The following is a 25,666-nucleotide window of genomic DNA, read 5'->3' on the forward strand; positions in this document are numbered from 1 at the left end:
TTCATAAGTCACCCCAAGACAAATAAATTGATCTTTATTAGTCTATGAGTGATCAGAAGAAAATGTGAACTGTGGTGGTTTGTTTCACCTGTATTTTAGCACATTTCACCTATTTTTTCACGTGATTTTAACTATGCTCTCGAATGCTGACTCACGACTAATCTCTAACTATTGTTGACATGTATTTCTATGACTATACCCTAGGATCAGCGATGCACCTACACCTCCCCCTAACACAAAAAAAGCACCCCCATCTGTCGCAAGCAGGGGTGCTTCACTCTTAATTGGACGGCAAGATCAAGCCAAATACTGCTTGACCGAATTACGAACGACCAGCTGTGGCAGGAGCATTACGCCGGTCTCATAATTGTTGTCTTGACGCAAACGATCCAGCAGCATCGAGCAGGCCAGCTTGCCCATCTCATAATTCGGCTGCTTGACCGTCGTCAGCGCAGGCGACATCATGCGGCTAAACTCAATATTGTCAAATCCCATGACAGAAATATCATCGGGAACATTGAGCCCGTTATCAGCCAGCTCATTGATTACGCCAAAGGCGGTCAAGTCGTTGCAGGCAAATATAGCGGTCGGCCGCTCCGCTGCCTCAAGCTCGAGCAATTGACGGGTAAGCCGCTTGCCATTCTCAAATTCATATATGCCGTCGTATACTTCCTTCTCATCCCCGGCAACCTGGACTAGCGCCTCGTTCAGCTCGACACCTGCCGCCTGCAATGCCGCGAAAAAGCCTGTATAAATTTGCTGCCGGCTCGGACGATCAAGCGGCGCTGTCACATAGCCGATGCGGCGATGCCCTTGTTCCAGCAAATAATTGGCCGCCATTTGGCCGCCGCGCCAATAATCGAACTCGATTTGCAGCACATCCGGCAAATCCAGCTTCTGGTCAATGGCAATGACATGCAGCCCCATGCGGAGCAATTGCGCCAACAATTTGCAGTTGCCGGAAATCGATGACAGAATTACACCTTTTACCTGCTTTTCGACCAGCGTTTTCAAATAGCCTTCCTCCAGGCTCTTATCCTGCAAGGAGTTGCACAGCAGCACTTGATAGCCGCTCTTGCGGGCAGCCTCTTCAATTCCCAGCATCACCGCGGCATAGAAAGGATTGCTGATCGACGGTATAATAACGCCGATGGTCATATTATTATCGGTCTTGAGCTGCTTGCCGATCATATTCGGAATATAGTTCATCTCTTCAGCAAGCTGCTGAATTCTCGTACGAAGCTTGGCGCTGACAGGATAGTCGCTGTTGCTAAGCACCCGCGAAACTGTAGCGGAAGAGACATTTGCTTCGCGGGCAATATCGTGAATTGTAATTCGTTTCGTCATTTCTATTACCACCAGTAAGATAATTTAGGAACTGGATGTCCTTAATAGTAATCGATATCATCCCTCTTCCTAAATGCTAGTATATCAGAGTCAATTTAATAAATGTAGCTGTTCAGCGGCGGTGGCAAGCGGGATGATGAGGCTATTGGGATCGATAACCTTCGAGAGCCAGCTTCAAACCTGTCATCCCCGCCCTTTTCGTCCTTTCTGTCGCTCATCGAGTCCAGCGCCGCAAATCAGGCAAATCAAAATATTGCAGCATACCCGGGACGATCGTCTCCAGCCCAAAATGTTGCCCGCTATGGCTATCCCGAACCCATTCGGCTACCGATGCCGCTCCATCCTCAGCGGTCCGCCATTGCCCGACCTTTCGCTCGGTATCAAGCGCGGCAGCCAGCGTGACATAAAGAGCAAAGGCTCCGCACCCGTATACCTCCACTTGGCCAGCCTCAATATAGCCGCTTTCCTGCACAAAAGCTATCGCCCGGCAAATATCGAATATGCGCATTGCCCCCAAACTGTCATCCAGCCAGAAAAGGTCAGTCGCCAGCTTGTGCATCGTACCAAATTGTCCATACAACTCGCCAGCGTTGATCGGATGAGGCGTCGCCGCTCCCTCGCCGCATACGTCCAATACCATCACGGTCTTTCCGGCAGCAGCCGTTTCTTCAATCCACGCCCAATGCACGTCCAGCCGCCTCGTTCCGCGCTCCCACACGGCGATGACAAGCGGTGAATCTGCCGATGCCACGCCATCACGAGGGCTGCGGAACAAATAAGCGTGGTTGAACAGCCCTTCCTGCGACCACCACAGCCAGCTTTCAGCCGTCAGGCCTTCTCCGACCGCGCCCGCGCCTGCACCCACTTCGCCCACCGTCCATTGCCGGGGGTTCCAAGGTACAGGATTGCGGCCATCAAACACCTTGTCGCTGAGCCATCTAAGCCCTTGCTCGCGGCATTGCTCATCCGGCATCTGCCGCCGCCGCTGCTCCAGCTCCAGCAAGCGCTCAGCATTCATCTCGCTAATGCCGCGCTCGCCAGCATAATCTCTGCGCACCTGCCCGTGCCGGGTAGCATACAACTGCTCAATAGGCAGCGGCTGCGGCACGCCAGCCTGCTCAGAAGCCTGCCTCACCTTGAATTGCGCCGCGAAAAAGGAAGCGGCAGCATCGGCCATCGCCGGCGAATATTGATGTGTGCAGCGATCCTCGAACAGCTGCAGCCCTCCGGCTTTACCGTAGATCTCCCAGAATCGCTGGGCACGGGCTACCGATCTTCTGGTTCCTTCTATCGGAAAAAAGTCATATTCCGCCGCCAGCACCAGCACCGGCTTGGGCGCCAGCGCCAGCAGCAAATCCTCGTGATCGAAGCCGCGGGCGGTCATCCCCGGCCAAATCTGTTCGGCATCCTGCGCCTGCCCGGCAAACAAATACGACTCGCGGTTCATGACGAACGTAGCCGGAGCCGCCGCAGCCAAACGTGACTCAACCAGCATAGCCATCGTCGTCTGTAGGCCGCCGCCGGAATTGCCCGTAATGCCGATTCGCTGCGGATCGACCTCTGGACGCGTGCATAAATAATCGACAGCCCGCACAATATCGTGGATAAAATAGCGCGCCAGGCCGTCACCAAGCGGCCAGCACTTCACGCCTGCCTGCTCGTGATCCGAGGTACCGCAAGGAACAGCAAGCTCCCCGGTAGACGGATCGCAAAAATTGGCGCGTTCGCCCTGCCCGGGCGGATCGATTGCAAATACGATCATGCCAGCACGAGCGATCGTTTGACATACCGACTGATAATTAGGCGCCAGCCGCCCTTCTCCAAAATGCCCGCATACGAACAATACGGCGGCAGCAGGTAGACTGAGGCCCTCCGGTATATACATCGTTCCTGTCACATGTGTATGGGGACGGGATTCAAATACGATGCTCTCCAGCCGCATTTCCTCAAGCTTTATCTCGCCTGTAATCTGCGCTGCCAGCGGGTGATCCGTCTGCGGCAATTCGCCGATGCCAGCCAAAAAGGCTGCTCGCGCCGCTTCCTTCCGCCGCTCTACATCCTCCTGCGTCTTAACGCGGTCTCTGGCCTGATCACCGGCCGCCGTCGCCTTCACGGATCGTGAGTAGATATGCTGCTTGAGCTGATCGCCCAGATCGTAAATGCCGAGCCTGTGAACCGCCAGCTCTTCCGGCTTCCAAAACATGCTCCGTCCCCCTCTCAATATTAGCGAGCGCGAACCGCCGGATCTATGCCGGAAGCCGACGTCTCATCCAGGAACAGCCACCAATCTGCATGCGTCTTTAAAATCGAGGCCGGCACTTGTGCAGTAACCCCATCCTGCAGCGTATTGCGAATCGCATTCGCCTTAACTGCATGCGGCACGCAAGAAATAATAGTAGTGCTGTTCAATATTTGCCGCACCGTCATCGTAATCGCCTGCTTGGGCACATCATTTACTCCGGCAAACCACCCTTCGCCTACCTGCTGCGCCTTGCAGGCATCATCAAGATCGACCACTTTATAGGCCAGGTCAGTGTCAAAATCGGCCGGCGGATCGTTGAAGGCAATATGAGCGTTTTCCCCAATGCCGATTAGCGCCAGATCGATCGGCGCCTTGCGAATCTCCGCCGTCAGCCGAGCAACGTTGCCCTGCACATCGCCCTCGCCGTTCACCAAATGCGCCTGAGCGACAGGCGCAAAGGAGAGAAAGCGCTCCTTCAAATATTTGCGGAAGCTGGCAATATGAGATTCGGGCAAACCGACATATTCATCCAGATGGAACATCTCCACCTTATTCCATTCGATCTGATGCTTAGCTAGCGCTTCAAAAAAAGGAAATTGCGACGCGCCTGTCGATAGGACAATCCGAGCCTTTCCTTGACGGGCAATCCGTTCCCGCAAGATTTCCGCCGTTTTTGCTGCCGCTGCCGCCCCTGCCTGCTCTGCCGTTGCCGATACATGAAGTTCCATTTCCTCAACACTCCCTATGAAAAGTTCATTAATTCTGCGATTTGGATCACTTTGTTTTCTGCAATCGAACGATTGGCTGCCGCCCCGATCAATAGCGACATAGCCCCCGCCTTGCTCCCCGCTTGCTGGCCGAGCGGATCGGCTATGCCGCCTTTAAACAGCATGGCCCGCAGCTTCTCATCGCCGCCCCCGTGTCCGCCGGAAGCGATCGGCACGATTTCGGTCAGGATTTCGCCTGACGGCTTAACTATTTTTATCGTATACGACTCTTCATCGCGCTCCGGGCCGCTGTAGCGGCAAGCCACCTCCATCCGGCCGTCCGTTCCCGTAATGGCGGCCTTCCAGCCCTCATCCGGGCTGTACGTTACCAGCGAATAGGTCAAGATCGCGCCGCTATCGTAGCGCACCTGCACTGACATCGTGTCATAAATATCGATACGCTCATGGAACACACAGCGGTCACGATAATAGCCGTCCTCCTGCTCAGCCTGCATATAATAGCGGTTCGTAAATTCGTCCTGCGTATAGTCGACATAAAACTCGCAGCTTTCCTTGTAGCTGCAGGTTGAGCAGCGCTCGCCCCACTGCTCGCGCGTCGGACCGTAGAAGCTGCGCGTCCCGAAGCCATGCACAGACTTCGGATCTGCTCCCAGCCACCAATTAATAATGTCAAAATGATGCGTTGACTTATGTACCAACAAGCCCCCGCTATTGTCCATTTCCGCATGCCATCTGCGAAAATAATCAGCGCCATGCAAGCGGTCAAGGAAATACTGCATATCGACATGCAAAATCTTACCGATCGCTCCGCTGTCCAGCACCTCTTTAATCCGGGCAAAATAAGGCGTAAAGCGCAGATTGAACGTAACCGTTACTTGCCGGCCTGTTCGCGTTTCAGTATCCAAAATAGACTGGCATTTGTCAGCATCGGTCGTAAGCGGTTTCTCCGAAATGACATCACAGCCGGCTTCCAGCGCGGTATTAATATATATATGATGCGTATTATCGGTCGTAGCGACCAGTACAATATCGGGTTTGGCCGTCTCGATCATTTGATGAAAATCAGTATAAACCGGCACCTCACATTCCTCGGCCAACAGCGCAGCCCTTACTTTGTTATGATCGTAAACCCCGCAAAAATGCACATCTTCCCGCAATTCAGTTGCAAGCGGCCGGGCAAACATATGAAGCGCTCTTCCGCCGGCACCTACCAGAGCAACCTTTTTCACCCTGATTCCTCCTTTCATCCTGCGAACGGAATCAATTTAGTAATCGATTTCTATATTTTCGCTTTTATCTTAGCACATACATTTGTTTATGTCATTAAAAATGATTTTCTCTCAACTTTTTTCTAGCAATTTCAATGGAAATCGATTTCTATAAGCTTCCTATTGGTCGTTGAAAAAAAGTACCGGCAGCGTAAGGCCTGCGCTTCCCCCGCCGGTACACCTTTATCCTTTCAAGCCAGTAGAAGCAATCCCTTCTACGAACTGTTTTTGCGCAATAATAAATACAATAATGACCGGTATTGTCACAATAACCGCTCCCGCCATTAACAGCTGCGGCTCCACGCCCGTATCGTTGCTAAGGAACAGCAATCCGAGCGGCAGTGTGAACATTTTTTTATCATGCAAATAGAGAAGCGGCCCCATCGTGTTGCTCCATGCTCCCATAAACGTAAAGATCCCCAGTGCGGAAAGCGCCGAGCGCGACAGCGGGAAATAGATGCGCCATAGCGCCCGCCAAGGGCCGCAGCCGTCGATCGTCGCTGCCTCAAACAGCTCTCTGGGCACACTTTTATAAAACTGATGCAGCAGAAAAATGCCGAACGCTCCTGCCAAAAAACTCGGAATAATAAGCGGCATATAAGTATCAATGCCGTCAAAAGATTTCCAAATAAAATAGCCCGGTATCATCGTCACCTGCGCAGGCAGCATGAGCGTAGAAAGCATCGCCACATAGATCGCCTTTTTAAGCTTGAAATTGAACATGGCCAGTCCGAAGGCTACCATCGAGCAGGAAAGCAATGTGCCAATAATATCGAGAACTACAATGAAAAAGCTGTTAAACGTATAGCGCGCGAAATCTACCTTCACCCAAACTTTTTCATAAAAGTGCCAGTCAATCGGATTCGGAATCCATTGTGGCGGGATCTTGGTCACATTGCCTCCCGATTTGAGCGAGGTGGCGACCATCCAATAGAACGGCAGCAGCATGACGATCCCGCCGAGAATCAGCAAAACGTGAATGATTCCGTTCTTTAAGGACAACCGTTTATTCATAGTGCACCCACCTCTTCTCAGACCATTTCTGCACAAGCGTAACCGATATAATTAAGACGAACAATGCCCAGGACATTGCGGAAGCATAGCCCATTTTGGACGTCAGGAAGGCATCTTTGTAAATTAAAATGTTTGGCATCAATTTCTGCTCCGCAACAATATCAGGGGAGCTGAACATGACGAGGAATACATCGAATGCCTGGAAGGAAGAGATCGTCGACAAAATCAGGACGAGAAAAATCATCGGCGATACAATCGGGAACACGATCCGCCAGAATAATGTCCAGCGGGTGGCACCGTCAAGCGATGCGGCCTCGTACAACTCCTTGGACACGGCCTGAATGCCGGCAAGCAAAATAATCATGGAGGAGCCTACGCCCTTCCATACGTTGACCATCGCAACGCTCGTCACCGGCAGCCACCAGTGGCTGCTGTCCAGCCAATCAATGGGCGGTATATGAAACATGTCAAGAAAATAATTGAGCAATCCGTAGGTTTTGTTCATCATCCACTTCCACATCGTCCCCCCGGCCAGCCAAGGCGTTACGACAGGAAGAAAGAAAATGACCCGGTAAAAAGCCTTCGCCCGGATCGCCTGATTAAGAAAAAACGCCAGCACAAGCGCAAACAACGTTTGCAGCGGCACGAAAACAGCCGCAAACAAAGCGGAATTGCGAATCGAATACCAGAACGGCTTATCGTTAATCAGCTTGGACCAGTTCTTCATCCCGATCCAATCCGGGGCATTGAACATATCCCATTTGGTAAATGTCAAATACAAGGAAAAAATAAACGGAAAAGCGAAAAATACAAGGAAGTTCACAATGAACGGCAGCGTCAAAATGTATCCCCAGTGGTTTTGTTTATGCAAACATTTCCCTCCCCTTTAAGCCGAACGCATGCCTTCCGCCAGCAGAATAAGGCTAAGGCAGGGGCCCGCTCAAAGAGCCCCTTGCAGCCTAGTTATTCTCGTCCAGCACGCTTTGCACTTTCTCCTGCATTTGCTTTACGCCTTCCTCCGGCGTCAATTTGCCAATGAAGATATCGTTAAATATCGGTTGAGCCGCCAGCCGCCATTCGTTCCAGCTTGGATTTTCATCAAGCGTGACACCCGATTCGGCAATTCCGTCGCTGTAGGCCGCTTTATTTTTCGGATTTGTCGTCAGATCCAGCTGATCCATCGCTTTTTTGTGAATCGGCAGCGCCGCTCCGCTCTTCGCCAAAATCGTCTGCGCTTCCTCGCTCAAGTAATATTTCATAAATTCCCAGGCCGCTTCCTTCGCGTCCGGCTTTGCTTTCGAGAAAATAAGCCAACTATTCGTTACCATCGGCACAAGCCGGTTGCCGTCAAAACCTTTTGGAATTTCTACCGTATCAAAGTCTAAATCGGGAAACTCATTATGGATAAGCGGGATAACGCTATACTGCATGAAGAACATCGCCATCTTGCCGGATGCAAACGCTTTCCAATCACCGCCGTTGGCCCCGTAGAAATCGCTGTCAGGGCTAATGCCGTCCTTGATCAGATTCGCCCATATTTTAATTCCTTCAAGCGACTTCGGATCGTCGAACATCGCCTTCGTCTTCGTCTCATCCAATACATGTCCGCCCTTCACACGCGTCCACGGATACCAGCCTGTCGTAATGCTTTGCGAAGCGCCAAAGCCATATTGATCCAGCTTGCCGTCTCCATCCGTATCCTTTGAAAGCTTTTTCGCAGCATTCAACATATCCTCATACGTCCAGTCCTTCGTCGGCAGAGGAATGCCGGCATCCTCAAACATCTTCTTATTGTAAGCGAGCGCGATCGGGTTGATGCCGTGCGGTACGCCGTATACCTTGCCGTCGCTGGCCTGGGCGGCAAAAAGGCCCGAAATGTAATCATCTTCATTCAAGTCCCTTTTAATGTACTCGCTTATATCCTCAGCGACGCCGCGCGCTCCATATCCCAAAATGACAGCGTTTTCTTGAAACCAAATGTCAGGCGCCGTTCCGCCGGCAATTTCCGTTTGCACCTTTTTCGTAAAATCGCCCCAAGGCGCCTCCACTACCGTTGTCTTAATGTTCGGATGCTTGGCAATAAAGCCGTCGATAATTTCTTTCTTCGTCACGTCATAGGAGCCTGGCAGCCCAATCTTAAGCTCCATCTCCTTCTCCTTCGCATTGCTGTCCCCCTGATTTCCCGAGACTTGCCCCGTATTTTTGCCGCCTTCCGGCTTATCGCCGCTGTTACCGCTGTTGCCGCAAGCAGTGATCGACAATGCCAACATGGATGAAGCCAATACAAGCAAACTCTTTTTCAATGTAAGCCCTCCCTTTTTTATGTACCGCGAAATGGTTTACCCACGCTTGGAGCACTCGCCAGTCGCTGCGCGAAGCGCTCACGTGGGTAGCAAAACAAGATAACAATACGGTAATCGATTACTTTTTTTCGGTGAAAATCTCGCTTGCCTGATCTATTCCCATCATAACCGAAAAGATTGCTCCATGCAATGAGAAATTTTTTGGACGTCGCATTGATGCATACGCTGCTGATTTTCGTACTCTTTGCTTGATAAGGCAATATCGCGGTCGCAGCAACAATGCAGACCGCTATAGAGAAATGAACTTTAACTGAATAGAATTATAGTAGAAATCGTTTACTTTTATATTTATATTGTTTAAGATAATGGTGCAATGTTCACAATCCGATTCTCCATCCGGGAACGCTCTGCGGCAAAGCCGATCTGGTGGCCGTAGATGGATTTTTCCAGCGATGTGGAGGACAATGACGGTCTTTCGCCGCGCAGCGCGCTTACGAAATCTGCGACAAGGCGCAAGTCGCCCCCGCCGTGCATATCGGCCGATACATTTAGCTGGATCATTTCCTCGGCATAGGTTTGGCCCGGGGTGTCGTCCGGACGACGGATGAGATAGGTTCCTTCCTCCATCGTGCCGGAAATTTCGCCCTTCGTTCCGGTAATATGGATCGTGCGGCTCGGCTTAGCCGTAGCGCCCGTCAAGCTGTGCGAGGCAGTGCTGCCGCTTGCGAATTCGATGATGACCGACTGATGGTCGACGACGTCGTTATCGCAGCGCCAGACGCAGCGGCCGTACGGATTGGTCGTGCGAAGGGACTCAAGTTTGCCTTCGTTGTCGTCTTCGGTAAGACCGGTGCGATCCCATACGTAAGCGCCCCATAAATTTTGCTGCATGTACATGCGTTTGGCCGAGTACGTGCAAGTTTCCTCCAGCGGGCAATCCACCAGGCAGCGCGTTCCTGCGCCTGCCGGTGCTTTTTCCTCGCGGAATTGATACAGGCTGCCGAAGCTGCTTACTTTTACGGGCCGAACTCCGCCCATCAGCCAAGCGAGCAAATCAAGGTCATGACAGCACTTGGCCATGATCATCGACGAACCGCAATTTTCGATACTGTTCCATTTGCCGCGCACGAAGGCGGTAGACATATGATGGTAGCTGACATTCTCCTCCGTCTGGATGGCAACAATGTCTCCGATTGCCCCCGCCTCCAGCTGCTGGCGGATGCTTGCATAGAACGGCGCATAGCGCAGGACATGGCAAATCATTACGGTTCTTCCGCACGATTTGGCAGTCTGATGAAGTTCCATTACTTCCTCTTCGCTGATGCCGATCGGCTTCTCCAACAGCACGTCATAGCCCGCTTTCAGCAGCGGCAGCGTCGTCCGGACATGCAGGTGATCCATCGTTCCGTTAATGGCGGCAACGGCCAGTTTGGGTACAGCGGTCAGCTGCTCTACCGAAGCGAAACAATGGTCCAGCGGGAATCCGAAGCGCTCCGCGGCCAATTTGCGCCGTTCCGAATCCGGGTCTACCACACCGACGATGCGAAACTGATCGGGATGCGCTTCAGCGTACGAAGCATATTGCAGGCTGCGATGCCCGGCCCCTACAATAATCGCGGATACCGGCTGCAATGCTGCGCCGCTGGAAGCGGTTTGCGTTTCTGACTTGGTCATCGTTAACTCCTTTTTCGAATGTAATCGATTACTATATCCCAGCATACAAGGCCCTTTCTTGTAAATCAACAGTAATTCCTTGTGATTGGAGTGGTAAAATATTGTGCTTGTCTCTTACGATTTTGAAGCCGGTAGCGGCATGACGAAGCATGTGTGCAGACTGGAATCCGCAGGCCGGGGACAGGCCGAAGATGTTGCCGCAAGCTTGCAAACAAAGCACAGTTCGGGCTGTTTGTTTCTCTTTCTGTATTCACCTTCCGGCAGAGGTACGTTCACCTGCGGCACCGAAACGCACTCGCTGCCCGAGCAGCATGGCTGCTTCGTTGTCGTAGCCGATCCTGCAGATTTCCGGCTGCTTCCGTCCGGCGGCGCTAAACCGCCGGAGCTGTTGTGGCTGCTGGCCTCGGGCGATCCGGTGCGCGGATTTTGGGAGCACTTCGTTCGCATGATGGGCATTGTCTGCCCAATGAAGCGGGATGAAGCGCCAATCCGGCTGCTTGAGCGGCTGTACCGCAGCCTCTCCGACCAAAGCGACAGCCGCTACCGTTTCTCCCTTCGGCTATATGAATGGCTGCTCGCCGTAGAGCAGCTGGCTGAGACAAGAAATAGACTGGTGCAGCCGGTTCCGTCCAAGCTGCAGCAAATCGTACATCAGATGGAGAGCCGCGTTCACGATCCGCTTGACCTTGGGGAGTTAGCGGCGAAGGCAGGGCTGTCGAAGCATCATTTTTGCAAAATGTTCAAACGGCACACGGGAGAGACTCCGATCCACTATATGCGGAAAATCAGGGTGAAGGAAGCGGCCAGACTGCTGCGGCAATCCGACTTGCCCATCGCCCGCATTGCAGAAATAACCGGCTTCGATAACCTCAGCTACTTCGGTAAGGTATTTCGCCGGCTGACAGGCATGGCGCCGACGGATTTCCGGAAAGACGGAGTTGACTTCTAACGGAAGTGCGCGATGAACACCGGAAGCGCAGTGCAGACAAATTTTAAAATTTATTTATTTGGAAGCCTTTTCATTTCATCAAAGGTGTGTTACACTTCGAGGGAAATCGATTTCTAACTTCTGGGAATTTCCATTCAGCCAATAACCCCCATTTCATCTGACTATTTTAATTGGCGGCACAACATTTATTTGAAATACAAGCAAGTTCTGCGGTCTTAGTAGTAATCGATTACTTATTCTAATGCTCCTATTGAAGGGAGGCGATATTATGTAATCAGCTGCATCATACCACTGGTTTCGGGCGAGCATAGCTCAATTCCGCGGATCTCAGATCCATTATTTGTGAACAAACCGGATTTTGCACTAACTTCGCGGACTCGGGGTCCACAAGTCCGCCCAAATGTTGCACGCCATACAACAATCAGCGCTCAATTCGACCGATCGAGTTGAATTGTTGTACAAAATGCAAAATTCGGCTGCTTTGGAGGTTTTGAACGGGCGAATTGTTGCAAAACATGCAGCATTTTCATAAAAATCAGCAAAATTAACTTAGAATGTTGCGTTTTGTGCAATAATTTCGCCTCATCCGCGCAGCATTGGCTGGATCTGAGTAGCGACTCCCCCATTTTTCCTTGCAAGCTAACTTATTTGCCCGCGTGTGTAGGCCATACTTCAAAAAAATAACTTGGAGGTTGACTGTATGATCGTGCAAAGGAAAGCTTGGTTTGCCCTATTGTTATCCTTTTGTCTAGCGTTTCAATTGCTTGCCCTCATGAACGCCAAGCCGGCAGCAGCTGCAGCATTAACCGGCAATCTTGCCGCAAATCCCGGCTTTGAGGAGACGACGGATGGCATTCCCGCCCACTGGACCGTCATTGGCGATACCTGGAACAACGCGATCAAAGCGGTGCCGGAAGCGGCGCGCACAGGCAACTATGGTATTTCCATTCAAACGAGTACCGGAAATAACCCATGGGTAGCCATCCCTATCCAAGTAGAGGAAGAGGCTACATATGACGTAAAGGCCTGGTTCAAATCGATTGGCGTCAGCGGAAATCCGGGCTATAAAATTGAATTTTTCAAAGGCATCGACAAGACGACTGAAAACTGGATAAGCGGCTATACCTATAAAGCATCTGCCTCCGATAACGACGGCCAATGGCATGAGCTGGATTATGAAGTCCAGGTGCCGGCGGAAACCGCCTATATGTACGTATACTTGCGGCTTTACGGAACTGGAACGGTTCACTTCGACGATGTGTCCGTCGTCAAGACGAAAAACAAGCCGCAGCTGATTGTGGAGTCAGCCCATACGTATTATTATCCCGATATAATGGACGGAAGTGTCGAGCTGAAGCTTGAGCCGGAGGATGGCAGCATGACAGGAAAAACCGTCGATCTCCGCATCGTCGATGAGACTTCCGGCGAAGAGCTATTTGTGCAGAACGGCATCGCGGCCGCCGAAGTTTTAAACATCGCTTTTAATACATCGGATATGACCTTGCAGCGGCCCTACCGAATCGAAGCAGAGCTGAAGGACGAATCAGGGCAGCTCATTGAACACGGGGAAAAAACGATATACCGCTGGGAACGTCCGGCAGCAATTCCAGAGAACGGTCCGATTCTCGTTGACGGCCAGCCCTTCTTCCCTGTCATCGCTTACCATGCTCGCCCGGCTGATTATCCGTTTATGAAAGAAATCGGTGTCAATACCGTTCAAGGCACGAACACGACAAGCGAAGCTGCGCTGCAATCGATGCTGGATGGGGCTCAAGCGAACGGGCTGAAAATGCTAGTTACCCTCTATTACGACATGAAGGTGAAGGAAAACTTCGAGCTGACCCGGCAATTCGTAACTAAATTCAAAAATCATCCGGCCGTGCTCGGCTATATGATTATGGACGAACCGACGACAAATGGCGTTCCGCAGTCGGAGCTGATTGACGCCTACAAGCTGATCCGGTCCATCGATCCCGTACATCCGACTTACATGGTCGAAGCCGATCCGCTATATTACCATCAGACCGGCCAGGCTACCGACATTCTCGTCACTGACGTCTATCCTTACAGTCAAGGCAGTACGCTTACCATCGGAGCAGTCGGCGACGGCGTACGCAAAGCGATCGGGGATGTAGATGACGCAAAGCCAGTCTGGACAGTCTTGCAAACCTTCAAGATCCCTGGTACGGTATGGAATTACTTGCCGACGACCGATCAATTCCGCAATATGGCGTACCAGGCATTCATCGCAGGAACCAAAGGCTTCGGTTATTATTCGATCAACGATCCAGGCTGGAAGCTGCAGGATTCCGAGCTTTGGCCAGGCATGGTCAAGTTCAAAGACGAGCTCGCTTTGATCGGCAGTCTGGTCTCCGAAGGAAGCAAGGCAACGGAGCAAATCGGCACCGAAGTGCAATGGGCAATTTACAACAAAGGGCAGGAACAATACGCCATTGCCATCAACTTGACCAAAAATGCGCAAGAAGCGACGATCCCGCTCGCGCAAGCGGGCAATCAGGTGGAACTCTTGTATGGCGCCCAGACCTCGAAAACGAACAGCTGGGAGCAATCGATCAACGTGAAGCTCGAACCGGAGCAGACGCTGGTATACCGCATCAAGCCTTTTGCGGCAGGCGTCGATCAGGCAATCAGCGGTCTGGAGCATGCGGCTGGCCTTATTGCCAACAAACAATGGAAAAATAACATCGAAAAGCTGAATAAAGAGCTGCTGAATGTGAAGCAGGAGTTGGCTGCAGCTTCCGTAGATGCCGGAAAAGCCATCAGCAAGGCGGATAAAACGTTAGACGACATCGAAAAGCTGAAACATTGGCTAAACGGTCAGTCCGATGCTGTACTGGAAGGCAAAAGAGAGCAGCTGAACGACTCGCTGAGCAATGTAACCGCTAATATTCTGCCGATTGTGGAATCATTGGCAAGTTTGGATTTGCAAATGACGGCTTCTGCTTTTGTGCCAGGCGATGAATTGGCTTTGAGCGCTGAAATTCGGAACGCCAGCGACAAAGCGATTCAGAACGCGCATCTGCGCATCGAGCTTCCGGAAGCAATGGGACTCTCGCCGATCGAGCAGCCGTTCGGAAAGATCGAACGCGGGGAAAGCGCCTCCCACAGTGTAAATCCGATTATACCGGCTGCGCTTCAGCCTGGCGAGTACGTCGTAAAAGCTTCACTCAACTTCAAATATAAAGGGTCAGAAATTCACGTGACGGCAGAAAGGGAGTTTACGGTAGCCCCGCTTCTGACGGCCAAGCTATCGCCGGATAGCATGGATATCACGAAGACGGGGACATACCCGTTCTCCATAGAGCTAACGAACGGCTCCAGTCAGCCGCTTGACGTTGAGCTTCAAGGCTCGTCTGCAGAGGGCATAACGGCCGACCTCCCGCCATCGGTGACGCTTGCCGGACACGAGACCAAAGCTCTGCAAGGAAGCATTACAGTTTCCGCACCGGCAAGCGGCGCGTATGTCGTAACCGTCGAAGCCAAAGCCGCAGGCGTAAGTTATGCTACCCTGCCGCTTTCGGTGCACGTCGATACGAATGCCGTTTACAATGGCGGCTTCGAGAAACAGGCTGCCGCTGCGGGCATGCCGGACGGATGGTCCTTGCGTGCGGGAGAATGGGATCAAACGGTCGCGCACAGCGGGCAATACTCCGCCAAGCTGAATCCGGATCCGAACAACACGTTCAATGTCCTTAATACAGATACTCCGCGGGCGATTGCCGTAACGCCAGGCCATAGATACGTCCTCTCCGGATGGGTCAAAAACAGCGCAACGGCTGGTTCCGTAGCGCTTGGCGTCAGACAGGTCGACGCGAATGACGTAAGTGTTACGTATACTTGGACGGAAGCGGACAAAAACAGCGATTGGACGAAGACGGACGTTACGTTTAATGTACTGCCGCAAACAAGAACGATATGGGTGTACTTTAAAATGGATCAAGCGGCAAACGGACCGGCATGGGTGGATGATGTAGAACTGAATGAGGTTCAATTGTAGCGATGCAGTGAAGTGGAATCAGGGTATGGCAGGCTCGGGTTGCAATCAAAGATGCAAGCCTGCCATGCCTGGTCCAAAAATAAGCCCAACCTCCTGGAAGGGGAAGACTGCTGTTAATTTTCAATCCGCGCATCCGTGTGGGATGCGACATTATGGAATAAGGAAGTGGTGTCATGAGTGAAATTTCAATCCACGCATCCACACAGGATGCGACGCTATATGCACGCTTGAGCTCATTTTCATCCTGATATTTCAATCCACGCATCCACACAGGATGCGACGCGTCGAGCATTAAACCTGCTTGCTCATAGTCATTGCTGATTTCAATCCACGCATCCGCATAGGATGCGACACGCTCCTCTGGAGATCGCTCAAGCCATGATGACGATTTCAATCCACGCATCCGCATAGGATGCGACCAGGGGAAAACGTACATGATGACGCGGCTAGGGCTATTTCAATCCACGCATCCACACAGGATGCGACGCCTCAAGGTCTTCCGCGTCGGCGAGGCGATCCAATTTCAATCCACGCATCCACACAGGATGCGACCGTCTGGGATCAGCGTGAAGTAACCTTCTGGGTAATTTCAATCCACGCATCCACACAGGATGCGACAACGTCTTTCGGCTTCTATGGAACGCTGGACGCTATTTCAATCCACGCATCCACACAGGATGCGACGCTGCTTATATACGCATTATATTCAAGCATCTCAATTTCAATCCACGCATCCACACAGGATGCGACAGGATTGTTTATGTAAGAGGTGGTTTTCGTGGATATTTCAATCCACGCATCCACACAGGATGCGACCCATCCGGCAGCACGACGCCCTTGCACCATTTAGCATTTCAATCCACGCATCCACACAGGATGCGACCCCGGCGACTCCTGCAAGTTTGGGAGCCTTGTGAAATTTCAATCCACGCATCCACACAGGATGCGACCTTTAAAGCCTTAGTTTTCTTGGCATTTAAAGAGATTTCAATCCACGCATCCACACAGGATGCGACGCTAAGAAAGCTGAGCCTAAAAAGATCATAACCAAATTTCAATCCACGCATCCACACAGGATGCGACCTCGAAGGCCATGACAGGCGTTGCCCACTTCCCGATTTCAATCCACGCATCCACACAGGATGCGACTATAGTTGACGACCGTCGAGTCCAAAGCGATATATTTCAATCCACGCATCCACACAGGATGCGACTAAAAAGGTCAAAATGGTAAAAGATCTGAATGCTATTTCAATCCACGCATCCACACAGGATGCGACCATGCTGCTGGGCTTTCTCGTTGACCTGTTCATATTTCAATCCACGCATCCACACAGGATGCGACAGCGATTTTCGCGCAAAAACGTGCAGATTGCCCTCATTTTTGCCCCAAATCACGCCTTAAACTTAACTATCGACTCACAAGATGGAAATTTCTGATCGATTTTTCGGTGCGAATCTCCCGGGAAAATCATGTTCACTTCACATTCGCACCAGCACGCTCCACGCCCTCTGCCTAATTCGCTCCGCACGCTGCCGCGGCAAACAGAACCACGTTTTCTACTATTCTAACATTGCCCAATATTCTTCGTCTACGAAACTCCCAGAGCGCGCCCACTGACATAGTTTCATATGCCAGAGCGAATCACTTCACTTTGCTTCACTTCACCTCAACCGCATCTACGATCGCCTGTTCCTGCTGCTTCGGCGGGCGCTTGCCGCGCTTCAGGTCGGCTATCGTCAGGTCGAAGCTCATTTGCAAATGCGGGTAATCGCGGAAGTTCTCCCAGTCGCCGCCCCATTCAAAGCCCAACTCCTTGGCGATCTCTACGACCTCCATCCAGTCGAATTTTCCGTTGCCGTTGCCGTCGTACTCCATATCCCAAATAATTTCGCCGTCTTTCTTTTTCAAGGCAAAATCGATCGCTAGCCCATAGTTATGAAAGGATTGGCCGCCTTTGGCATTGGTGACAATTTGCCCGCCATCGCGTCTGCCCTGGTTGTACAGCTTATCCTGGTCCGCCGCACTGCGAAAACCATCCGTGATCGCCAGCCGAATGCCGATTTTGGCTGCCCGGTCGATCAGCTCATCCTTTTTCTCGGCGACGAGCGGATGCAAGCCCTGAACTACGTTCTGTTTCTTCACAGGTCTGTGCGAATTCTCGCTGCCCGGCAATTCTCTCACGATCAAAAAAAGAACAATTATAATGGCCGCAATAAGAAAAAAGTTATTTTTGCCTCGTCCCTTTCGGGGCTTATATTTGCTCATGACTGCTCCTTGGTATGTATGATTATACTGATCATACTGTATACCACTTAAAAAACAATAACAAATCTATTAAGAAATGTTTACGAACGGGAAGGAAGGCGGACTGTAAAGACGGTGCCTCTGTCCGGTTCGCTTTCTACGGCTATCTGCCCCTCATGCAAATCGACGATATGCTTGACGATCGAAAGCCCGATTCCGGTCCCCAGCTTGCGGCTGCGGGCTTTATCGCCCTTGTAGAAGCGGTCCCAAATGCGCTCCAATTCCTCGGCCGACATGCCGATCCCCTCGTCCCTGACCGCAATGAAGACGCCGCGCTCCTCCTTCGCTATAGAAACCTGCACTTCACTGCCTGGAGGCGAGTAAAAGATGGCGTTCTGCAGCAAGTTGGCCATCACTTGATCCAGCCGATCCGGATCGGCCACGACATGCAGCTTTTCCTCCATACAATCGAGGGCTACCGCGACGCGCTGTTGGGCGAACAACGGCTCCATCCTTGCGATCGTTTTGCGCAGCTGCTCCACAATGTCGAATGGCCGCTTATCCAGCCGGAATTGTCCGGCCTCGATGCGCGCCATATCCAGCAAATCGCCGACCAGCTTCATCATCTGATCCGATGATTCCCGCATCATGGCGAGATAATGCTTTTCTTTGTCCGGAGGAACGGCGCCGTCCATAATCGCCGCCAGAAACCCGTTAATGGAAGTAAGCGGAGCCCGCAGATCATGCGAGACATTGGCCAGAAACTCGCGGCGGGCATTTTCCAGCGTGGCCAGCTCGGCCGCCATATAATTGAGCGTTGCGCCCAGCTGACCGATTTCATCCTTAGTCCGCACTTCGACCTTGCGGGAAAAATCTCCTTTGGCATAGGAGAGCGCGATTCCCGCCATTTCCTTGAGCGGCCTGGAAAGTCGGAGCCCAAGTAAATAATAAATGGCTACCGCCAGCGGAATCGTAATCAGCACGCTCAGCATAAAGGGCTGAAAAAAACGGTTTACATCGCGCTGAAATTCGAAGGAAAAGCTGACCACTACCTTCTCCCGAAGCGCCTCTGCCCCGTCAATCGCACGGGCGGTAAACAGTATTTTGCGGTCATCGACCTCCGTCTCATCCGCGACCCGCTCTCCCGACAGTGCCGCCAGGATCGTCTCATCATTTAGCGGTATCGGGATGCCGCGATTGCCGACCGTATACAGCAGCCGGCCATTAGCATCATAAAACTGATAAGCGCGATCCGGACCGCCCACGCCCCATTCCAGCGTCCTAATGATCGTGTCCTGATCCCAGCCCTTGCTGTAGCCGAATTTGAGCTGCTGAATGACGCGGCTTTGCATCATATCCGAGCGATCGCGAATGAAGGATCTGACATCATTTTTGAAAAAAGTCGACGACAACAAGCTCGATAGTCCAAAGCTCAGCATGATGATCAGCAAAAAGCTAAAGAACAGCTTGGCAAAAATGGAACGCAGCCTCACGCCCGCACACATGCTTTCGCCGCTTCGCATTTATAGCCGACTCCGCGGATCGTTTCGATCGCCACACTCGCATCATACTGCCGCAGCTTCTCGCGAATCCGCTTAATATGTACATCGACAGTGCGCGGATCGCAATCATAATCGTATCCCCATACCTGATCCAGCAGCTGCTGCCGGGTAAACACCCGATTCTGATTGACCGCCATATAGTAAAGCAGCTCCGTTTCCTTCGGGGCAAAGCCGGCATTTTCCCCATGAATCGTCACCTGCAAATGGCGCCGATCCAGCAGCAGCTCGTTCAATCGAACGACCTCATCATGGTATAGCGATGGATTTGTCCGGCGCAGCACAGCCCGAATACGCGCCATCAGCTCCTTGGAATCGAACGGCTTTACGACATAGTCGTCCACCCCAAGCTCGAATCCTTTCAGCTTGTCATAGCTCTCGCCCTTGCCGGACAGCATAATAATCGGTGTGGAAAAATCCTTCCGCAGCTGCTCGCATACCGCCCATCCGTCCATGCCCGGCAGCATAATATCAAGCACGACGATATCCGGCTCGACATCATACGCCAGCTCCAGTCCGGACAAGCCATCATCGGCAGCATATATCTCTATGCCGTCCCGCGCGGCATAAATTTTAATTAATTCGCTCACATGCGCATCGTCATCGATCGTCAATAGTTTGACCGGCTTCATGCACGTCCCGCCTCTGCATCAAAGTATGCAGACAGCTTAGCATACAAAGCTGAAAAAAAGCTGAATCCGGCATTAAGAGCCGCTTATAAAAGCAGCTCCAGAGAAGAAACGGCTGATGTCTTCTTTGGCGCGAGGCAAGTTTCTTCCCCCTAAAATTTTAATAAAACATTTTCACCTCAATGTCCTGGTCATAATTGCCATAGCCGCGGCCATACAGCGATACTCCGCCGCAATGCTCAGCAGCCTCGTGACAGGCGATGCGAAACAGCACATCTTTGCCGAAGGCGATGCCGATTTGCCCGATCGTCACCGGCGACACATAGACGCCATCGATAAATGTGCCTTCCTCTGTAACGGACAATGTTTTAAGCAGCCCGTACTGGGAGCCGAAATTAAAATGCTGGGGCGTGTATACCCCCTTCTTGCTCCCGAAATCTCCTGGACTCGTCCACGTTGCCAGCTCAATGCCATTAATCGAAAACGTAATATCAGACGGCCACTGCTCATTATATCCGGGTGCCTCGGAAGCGACTTCCAGGGCAATTTCCAGCCGTTTCAGCGACTGGTTGCTGAGCAGAAAATTCGGCAGCCGGTATTCGACGTAGCCGCTCCCAAACCAGATATGGCGGGCCTGAACACGCTCCGGATCGGCAAAATAACGCGGATCGTCCAGCATTCCGATCAGCTTTTGCTCGGAAACCATACCGCAAGTCGGCTTAATATCCCAGGCGATATATTGCCCAAGCGGGATGGAAGCCGCATAACTGCGCTGTGCTGCAGGCTTGCTCTGCCGGAACATGAGCTGAACAGAATCCAACTGCAGGGAGCACACCTTCTGCATGCCGCGCTTGCCTGTCGCGCTCTCTGTGGCTACAATTCCGGCCTGCTCCATTTTTTGAATATGCTTGGTCACGATGGCTGACGACACTCCTAACAGCTCTGCCAGCTCGCCAATGTTAAGCGACCTGTCGTTAAGCAGCTCAATAATCTTCACCCGCGTCGCAGAAGACAAGCATTCAAAGAATGCCATATTATCGCCGTTCACTTCAATTGCGGTCATTGCAGTTGTAGTCCCCCATCCCTCTTCATTCATTTCAGGTCATTATATAACCTGAAAGTTAATTTATCAACTTTAAAATTGCACGAAAAAACGGCATTGACTGAAGCGCCAAAGCCGTTCCTCTCGTACTCTACATTTCTTCCCAGGTCAGCGTAATTTCCGTCATTTTGTTCCCGTCATCCGTATCAACCAATCCGCCGATCAGCGACCAGCTGTGCTGCTGCTCCGTATCATCTACTTGAAAAATCATATTTTTTTCGTCGGTCAGTCTTGTAGTGATCACAAACTTGTCCGCCTTAAAATACTGCTTGTACAGCTTTGTCACTTCTGCAAGATCCTCATGAGTGCTGTAGATAAGGAGCACATACTTTTTGCCGCCCTTCTTTTCTGCATGTGCTGTGCTAATCTCTACATCTTCTGGGATCGGGAACTCCTTGGGCAGGTAGTCCGGCACTTCTTTTTGCTCCCCGTCCGCCTTCTTCTCTCCTTCCGAAGGGCCGTTTGCGTCAGGCGTTCCTTTTTTGTCGGGATCATTTGTTTTATTATTGTTTTCCGGTGTTTGCTGTTGTTGATTGGATGGTTTTTCCGCTTCTTTGCCAGGCGCCTTCGATCCGCCGCAAGCACTCAACATTGCCGCCAATGTCAATAGAGATAAAATCATCATCCATTTTTTGGTGTTCATGTTGTCAATCCTTTCATTTACAATCGAAAACTGATAGCCAACATCATACCACATTATTATCCATTGCGCCTCTATAACAGAATTTGCCTATAAACTGTCACACAAGAAGTAACCGCGTTCCCTCCTACGGTCCGCCAAAGCGGCCAAAAAAAAGCAGAATCGCCCCATTTTGCGGGCAATTCTGCTGTCGTTTTTAAATGTTGTTCACCGTAAAGTTAGGCTTAACGCGGTCAAAATTCGGATTTTCTCCGCAAATCATCAGTCCCGATCCCCAATTAATATGCACATTATCGCTTGGGAAATCAGTCGCGCTGCGATATTGGAACAATACATTGCGGCGCGTGCGATCGCTGCTGTTTACCGGCGACCCGTGAATCGTCAAATAGTTGAAAAAGAGCACATCCCCGGCTTCTGCCGGGCAGGCGACACCGCTTGAAATCGGATACTCCTTGGCATCGAGATAATGCTGTCCCCGGTGCTTCATCGGCCCTTGCTTATGCGAGCCGGGTATAACATGCAGGCAGCCGTTTTCAAAATTGGCATCGTCCAGATGCATGCTGGCAGCCATCATCGTATGCTGCTCATGCGGGAAGTACGGCTGATCCTGATGCATCGGAAAGGCTGCGCCGTTTTCCGGCGGCTTGACCAGCATCTTGGAATGGTGCAGCTGCACATTAGGCCCGATCAATTGCGACAATACCGCTGCCATATTGGGATGTATAGCCGCACGCATAAAGGAGGCATCATGATAATGAACATCATGGAAGCCTTTCAGCACCAGCTTCTTGAGCTCGGCCGGCGGCAAGTAATCGCCCTGCCAGGCATGATTTTGATCCATTTTCGCTTTCGCCGCCCGGTCGATAATGCGATCGACTGCCGTGCGCATCGCTTCTACCTCTTGCTTGTTGAAAACGCCCTTGACGAGCAAATAACCATTTTCATTGTAAAAATCAACATCTTGTGCTTTAATCATCGTAATTCCTCCCTTGGGAATTTCATTGATATATTCGTGGCTAGCTTGCTTTTATTCTAGCTTCCCGAGGGTTTGTCCGTCTTTGGCCGCGGAAGACTTCTTTTTGTCTTTTCACGCCATCTCTACTATTTTTCGCACTGGAGGTCTCCCTATTGAACTGGCATGAAAGCGAGGCGCGCTTGAATCGCTATCTGTACCGTCCTACGGCGGCTGAGGCAGCATTTACGGTCCATGGGTGGGGGCTGACACCCACGCACTACTCCAATGCGCTGCACAAGCATTCCTTTTTCGAAATTTGCTATGTGCTAGACGGGTATGGCGCCTATATAGACGACGGGCGGCGCTATGAACTGCGCGGCGGCACGTTATTTTGTTCGCGTCCGGGCATTACCCATCAAATTTTGTCCGACACCGGCATGGAGCTGGCTTTTGTCGGCTTCGAGCTCGACGAGCATGCCAGCTCGGACGGTCAGCGCCAAGCGTTCAGCCGTCTGATGCGTACAGACAAAATTTGCGTCTACGACGGCGATCATCTGCCTGCCGCTCTCTTATGGAAGTCGCTGTTTCTGCTCGACGGTTACGAGGGAGCTCTGCCAGTCTCCGCCTTGCCGGCGGCCGGTGCCGCGCTGCTGCTTTCCTTTCCGGCACTGTTCAGTGAGAGCGCCGCGCACGACCGGGTGGAATTGCGGCGCAATCCCGCGCAAATTATCAATCAAGCGAAACGATACATCAGCGACAATCTCGGCGACAATGAGCTGTCCCTGCAAAAAATCGCCAGCTATCTCAATTTGTCCGAACGCCATCTGTCGCGACTGTTTTCCTCCGGCATTCATGAATCGTTCACCGATTACGTGCGCCGGGTGCGTGTGCAGGCGGCTGCAGAACTGCTCATCAATACCGATCTGTCGATCGCCGCTATCGCGGAACAGACCGGCTTCGGCTCCGTTCACTATTTTTCCCGAACCTTTCGCGCGCTAATGGCCGAACCGCCCGCACAATTCCGTAAAAACGCCGTTCGCGGCACAACCTTTATATAACTTAAAAGTTAATCAGTAAATGATTATTGACACCAATGAAGCTGCACGCTATTATGATGTCGTAATAATTATTTGAATAACTTATAAGTTAACTAATGGAGGGAAAACGATGAAGCAAGCCTCTATCCCGCGGCCGGAATATCCGCGTCCGCAATTCGTTCGCGAGCATTGGCTTAACCTGAACGGCCCATGGCAGTTTGAAATCGATCACGGCTGCAGCGGCATTCAGCGCGGGCTATATAAAGACGATGTGCAGCTGGCGCAGACGATTACGGTGCCTTTTGCTCCGGAAAGTAGCCTCTCCGGCATCGGCTATACCGACTTTATGAATGCGGTATGGTACCGCAGAACCTTTGAAATTCCCGGGGATTGGGATGGCGACCGCGTCCTGCTGCACTTCGGCGCAGTTGATTATAAAGCGGAAGTATGGGTCAATGAGCAGCGCGTCGGCACGCACCGCGGCGGGTACACCTCATTCTCTTTCGATATTACCGCTCAGCTGAAAGCCGGAGCAAACACGGTTAGCGTCTATGCCGAGGATCATCTCCGCACCGGACTGCAGCCTGCCGGCAAGCAAAGCAGCCTCTACCATTCCCATGCCTGCTTGTACACGCGCACGACGGGCATATGGCAAACCGTCTGGCTCGAGCGCGTGCCGCAAACCTATATCGCCTCCATCAAGCTGTATCCCGACCCCGACAACGCCGCGCTCCATCTGGAAGCGAACATCGCCGGTTCAACAGCAGGCCTGCAGCTTAAATGCGAGAGCAGCTACAAAGGCGCTGCAACCGGCAGTTCGACCGTCCAGCTAGGCGCCATGGTCGCCAAGACGACGATCGCTTTGTCGGACGTGCATTTATGGCAGCCGGGAGCGCCCGAGCTGTACGATTTGCAGCTGCAGCTTGTGCGCAAAGCGGACGGCGCAATCGTCGATGCGGCCGTTTCCTATTTTGGCCTGCGCTCCATTCAGCTTGACGGCATGGCATTCCGCATTAACGGCAAATCCGTGTTCCAGCGTCTTGTGCTTGACCAAGGCTTCTATCCGGACGGGATCTATACCGCCCCGACAGACGAAGCGTTGAAGCAGGATATTGAAATCTCGCTGGGGCTCGGCTTCAATGGCGCCCGGCTGCATGAGAAAATTTTTGAGCCGCGTTTCCTGTATTGGGCCGATCAGCTGGGCTATCTGGTGTGGGGCGAGCATGCCAACTGGGGGCTTAATGTTTCGAAATCCGAAGCGCTTGAGCAATTTTTGCCGGAATGGATCGAAGGAGTTGAACGTGACTTCAATCATCCAAGCCTGATCGGCTGGTGCCCGTTCAACGAAACATGGGACGATGAGCGGACCGGCGCGCGTCAAAACAATGAAGTGCTGCGCACGGTCTATGAGGCGACAAAGGCGATTGATCCGACTCGTCCGGTGATCGATACAAGCGGCAACTACCATGTCGTGACCGATATTTTCGACGTGCATGATTATGATCAAAATCCGGAAACGTTCAAAGCGCGCTACGAATCATTGCGCACAGGAGAAGGCGAAATAAATGTCAGCTTCCCGGCAAGGCAGCAATATGAAGGCCAGCCTTACTTCGTAAGCGAGTACGGCGGCATCTGGTGGAACCCGGGGCAATCCGATGAGAAGGGATGGGGTTATGGCGGCACCGACAGCCGTCCAAAATCCGAGGCTGAGTTTATCGCCCGTTATGAAGGGCTGACGAACGCGCTGCTGGAGCATCCGAAAATGTTCGGTTTCTGCTACACCCAGCTGTACGACGTCGAACAGGAAGTCAATGGCCTGTATACGTATGACCGCAAACCAAAATTCGATCCGGCCATTTTGCATGCGATCAACTCCAAAAAAGCGGCGATCGAGGATTAATTGAAGGAAGGGCTGCCCTGCAGTGCACTAGTAGGCTTTGACTGCGCGGGGCG

Annotated in this window: 18 protein-coding genes and 1 CRISPR repeat array; of the genes, 4 read left to right on the forward strand and 14 right to left on the reverse strand. The window is 51.9% G+C overall.

Features of this window, described 5'->3' with window-relative positions:
- Positions 1-297 precede the first annotated feature (297 nt).
- The 8 genes from ACFQ0N_RS12045 to ACFQ0N_RS12080 form a co-directional block, all read right to left on the reverse strand.
- Positions 298-1,347 carry a LacI family DNA-binding transcriptional regulator gene (locus ACFQ0N_RS12045; protein ID WP_379326252.1) on the reverse strand — a complete coding sequence of 350 codons (1,050 nt, stop codon included), beginning with the start codon at positions 1,345-1,347 and terminating at the stop codon, positions 298-300.
- 214 nt (positions 1,348-1,561) lie between these two features.
- Entirely contained in the window at positions 1,562-3,550 is a 1,989-nt protein-coding gene (locus ACFQ0N_RS12050; protein ID WP_379326254.1) for an alpha/beta hydrolase family protein, read from the reverse strand.
- A gap of 20 nt (positions 3,551-3,570) precedes the next feature.
- Positions 3,571-4,317, reverse strand: a complete 747-nt coding sequence (locus ACFQ0N_RS12055; protein ID WP_379326256.1) for a 6-phosphogluconolactonase — start codon at positions 4,315-4,317, stop codon at positions 3,571-3,573.
- A 14-nt stretch (positions 4,318-4,331) separates the two neighbouring features.
- The gene (locus tag ACFQ0N_RS12060) at positions 4,332-5,546 is read right to left on the reverse strand and encodes a Gfo/Idh/MocA family oxidoreductase (protein ID WP_379326258.1); all 1,215 of its coding nucleotides are present in this window, start codon (positions 5,544-5,546) and stop codon (positions 4,332-4,334) included.
- 222 nt (positions 5,547-5,768) lie between these two features.
- Complete coding sequence (locus ACFQ0N_RS12065) at positions 5,769-6,599, reverse strand: carbohydrate ABC transporter permease (RefSeq protein WP_379326260.1); 831 nt, start codon at positions 6,597-6,599, stop codon at positions 5,769-5,771.
- A complete protein-coding gene (locus tag ACFQ0N_RS12070) occupies positions 6,592-7,470 on the reverse strand; it encodes a carbohydrate ABC transporter permease (protein ID WP_379326262.1) in 879 nt (292 codons plus the stop codon). The genes ACFQ0N_RS12065 and ACFQ0N_RS12070 overlap by 8 nt, the downstream gene beginning before the upstream one ends.
- An 88-nt stretch (positions 7,471-7,558) precedes the next feature.
- Positions 7,559-8,902 (reverse strand): ABC transporter substrate-binding protein, encoded by a 1,344-nt coding sequence (locus tag ACFQ0N_RS12075; protein ID WP_379326264.1) that lies wholly within the window; start codon positions 8,900-8,902, stop codon positions 7,559-7,561.
- Positions 8,903-9,259: 357 nt separating this feature from the next.
- The gene (locus tag ACFQ0N_RS12080) at positions 9,260-10,576 is read right to left on the reverse strand and encodes a Gfo/Idh/MocA family protein (protein ID WP_379326266.1); all 1,317 of its coding nucleotides are present in this window, start codon (positions 10,574-10,576) and stop codon (positions 9,260-9,262) included.
- A gap of 103 nt (positions 10,577-10,679) precedes the next feature.
- Between ACFQ0N_RS12080 and ACFQ0N_RS12085 the strand changes: the two genes are divergently transcribed.
- Positions 10,680-11,525 (forward strand): AraC family transcriptional regulator, encoded by an 846-nt coding sequence (locus ACFQ0N_RS12085; protein WP_379326268.1) that lies wholly within the window; start codon positions 10,680-10,682, stop codon positions 11,523-11,525.
- 700 nt (positions 11,526-12,225) lie between these two features.
- Entirely contained in the window at positions 12,226-15,543 is a 3,318-nt protein-coding gene (locus ACFQ0N_RS12090; RefSeq protein WP_379326270.1) for a carbohydrate binding domain-containing protein, read from the forward strand.
- 182 nt (positions 15,544-15,725) lie between these two features.
- Positions 15,726-16,888: direct repeats of the CRISPR family, unit length 32 nt; unit sequence ATTTCAATCCACGCATCCACACAGGATGCGAC.
- A gap of 315 nt (positions 16,889-17,203) precedes the next feature.
- Here ACFQ0N_RS12090 and ACFQ0N_RS12095 read toward each other — a convergent pair.
- The 6 genes from ACFQ0N_RS12095 to ACFQ0N_RS12120 form a co-directional block, all read right to left on the reverse strand.
- A complete protein-coding gene (locus tag ACFQ0N_RS12095) occupies positions 17,204-17,812 on the reverse strand; it encodes a M15 family metallopeptidase (protein WP_379326272.1) in 609 nt (202 codons plus the stop codon).
- 80 nt (positions 17,813-17,892) lie between these two features.
- Positions 17,893-19,314, reverse strand: coding sequence for a sensor histidine kinase (locus tag ACFQ0N_RS12100; RefSeq protein ID WP_379326274.1), 1,422 nt, complete (start codon positions 19,312-19,314; stop codon positions 17,893-17,895).
- The gene (locus ACFQ0N_RS12105) at positions 19,281-19,982 is read right to left on the reverse strand and encodes a response regulator transcription factor (RefSeq protein ID WP_379326276.1); all 702 of its coding nucleotides are present in this window, start codon (positions 19,980-19,982) and stop codon (positions 19,281-19,283) included. Before ACFQ0N_RS12105 ends, ACFQ0N_RS12100 begins: the two co-directional genes overlap by 34 nt.
- 157 nt (positions 19,983-20,139) lie before the next feature.
- Positions 20,140-21,042: an ArsR/SmtB family transcription factor gene (locus ACFQ0N_RS12110; protein ID WP_379326278.1), complete on the reverse strand. Its 903-nt coding sequence runs from the start codon at positions 21,040-21,042 to the stop codon at positions 20,140-20,142.
- Positions 21,043-21,172: 130 nt separating this feature from the next.
- Positions 21,173-21,724: a hypothetical protein gene (locus ACFQ0N_RS12115; protein ID WP_379326280.1), complete on the reverse strand. Its 552-nt coding sequence runs from the start codon at positions 21,722-21,724 to the stop codon at positions 21,173-21,175.
- A gap of 193 nt (positions 21,725-21,917) precedes the next feature.
- Positions 21,918-22,697, reverse strand: a complete 780-nt coding sequence (locus ACFQ0N_RS12120) for a phytanoyl-CoA dioxygenase family protein (RefSeq protein WP_379326282.1) — start codon at positions 22,695-22,697, stop codon at positions 21,918-21,920.
- A 152-nt stretch (positions 22,698-22,849) separates the two neighbouring features.
- Here ACFQ0N_RS12120 and ACFQ0N_RS12125 point away from each other — a divergent pair, with 152 nt between their 5' ends.
- Positions 22,850-23,734 carry a helix-turn-helix transcriptional regulator gene (locus tag ACFQ0N_RS12125; RefSeq protein WP_379326284.1) on the forward strand — a complete coding sequence of 295 codons (885 nt, stop codon included), beginning with the start codon at positions 22,850-22,852 and terminating at the stop codon, positions 23,732-23,734.
- A gap of 109 nt (positions 23,735-23,843) precedes the next feature.
- A complete protein-coding gene (locus ACFQ0N_RS12130; protein WP_379326286.1) occupies positions 23,844-25,613 on the forward strand; it encodes a glycoside hydrolase family 2 protein in 1,770 nt (589 codons plus the stop codon).
- The last annotated feature ends 53 nt before the right edge of the window (positions 25,614-25,666 follow it).

The sequence above is a fragment of the Paenibacillus sp. GCM10027626 genome (assembly GCF_042676285.1).
Taxonomy (GTDB): Bacteria; Bacillota; Bacilli; order Paenibacillales; family Paenibacillaceae; genus Paenibacillus_Z.

Excerpts from the sequence above, each read along its gene's own strand:
- ACFQ0N_RS12110 (WP_379326278.1), bottom strand. The coding sequence starts at position 21,042 with ATGACCGCAATTGAAGTGAACGGCGATAATATGGCATTCTTTGAATGC.
- ACFQ0N_RS12055 (WP_379326256.1), bottom strand. The coding sequence starts at position 4,317 with ATGGAACTTCATGTATCGGCAACGGCAGAGCAGGCAGGGGCGGCAGCG.
- ACFQ0N_RS12105 (WP_379326276.1), bottom strand. The coding sequence starts at position 19,982 with ATGAAGCCGGTCAAACTATTGACGATCGATGACGATGCGCATGTGAGC.
- ACFQ0N_RS12130 (WP_379326286.1), top strand. The coding sequence starts at position 23,844 with ATGAAGCAAGCCTCTATCCCGCGGCCGGAATATCCGCGTCCGCAATTC.
- ACFQ0N_RS12095 (WP_379326272.1), bottom strand. The coding sequence starts at position 17,812 with ATGAGCAAATATAAGCCCCGAAAGGGACGAGGCAAAAATAACTTTTTT.
- ACFQ0N_RS12100 (WP_379326274.1), bottom strand. The coding sequence starts at position 19,314 with ATGCGAAGCGGCGAAAGCATGTGTGCGGGCGTGAGGCTGCGTTCCATT.
- ACFQ0N_RS12080 (WP_379326266.1), bottom strand. The coding sequence starts at position 10,576 with ATGACCAAGTCAGAAACGCAAACCGCTTCCAGCGGCGCAGCATTGCAG.
- ACFQ0N_RS12050 (WP_379326254.1), bottom strand. The coding sequence starts at position 3,550 with ATGTTTTGGAAGCCGGAAGAGCTGGCGGTTCACAGGCTCGGCATTTAC.
- ACFQ0N_RS12120 (WP_379326282.1), bottom strand. The coding sequence starts at position 22,697 with ATGATTAAAGCACAAGATGTTGATTTTTACAATGAAAATGGTTATTTG.
- ACFQ0N_RS12045 (WP_379326252.1), bottom strand. The coding sequence starts at position 1,347 with ATGACGAAACGAATTACAATTCACGATATTGCCCGCGAAGCAAATGTC.
- ACFQ0N_RS12065 (WP_379326260.1), bottom strand. The coding sequence starts at position 6,599 with ATGAATAAACGGTTGTCCTTAAAGAACGGAATCATTCACGTTTTGCTG.
- ACFQ0N_RS12090 (WP_379326270.1), top strand. The coding sequence starts at position 12,226 with ATGATCGTGCAAAGGAAAGCTTGGTTTGCCCTATTGTTATCCTTTTGT.
- ACFQ0N_RS12115 (WP_379326280.1), bottom strand. The coding sequence starts at position 21,724 with ATGAACACCAAAAAATGGATGATGATTTTATCTCTATTGACATTGGCG.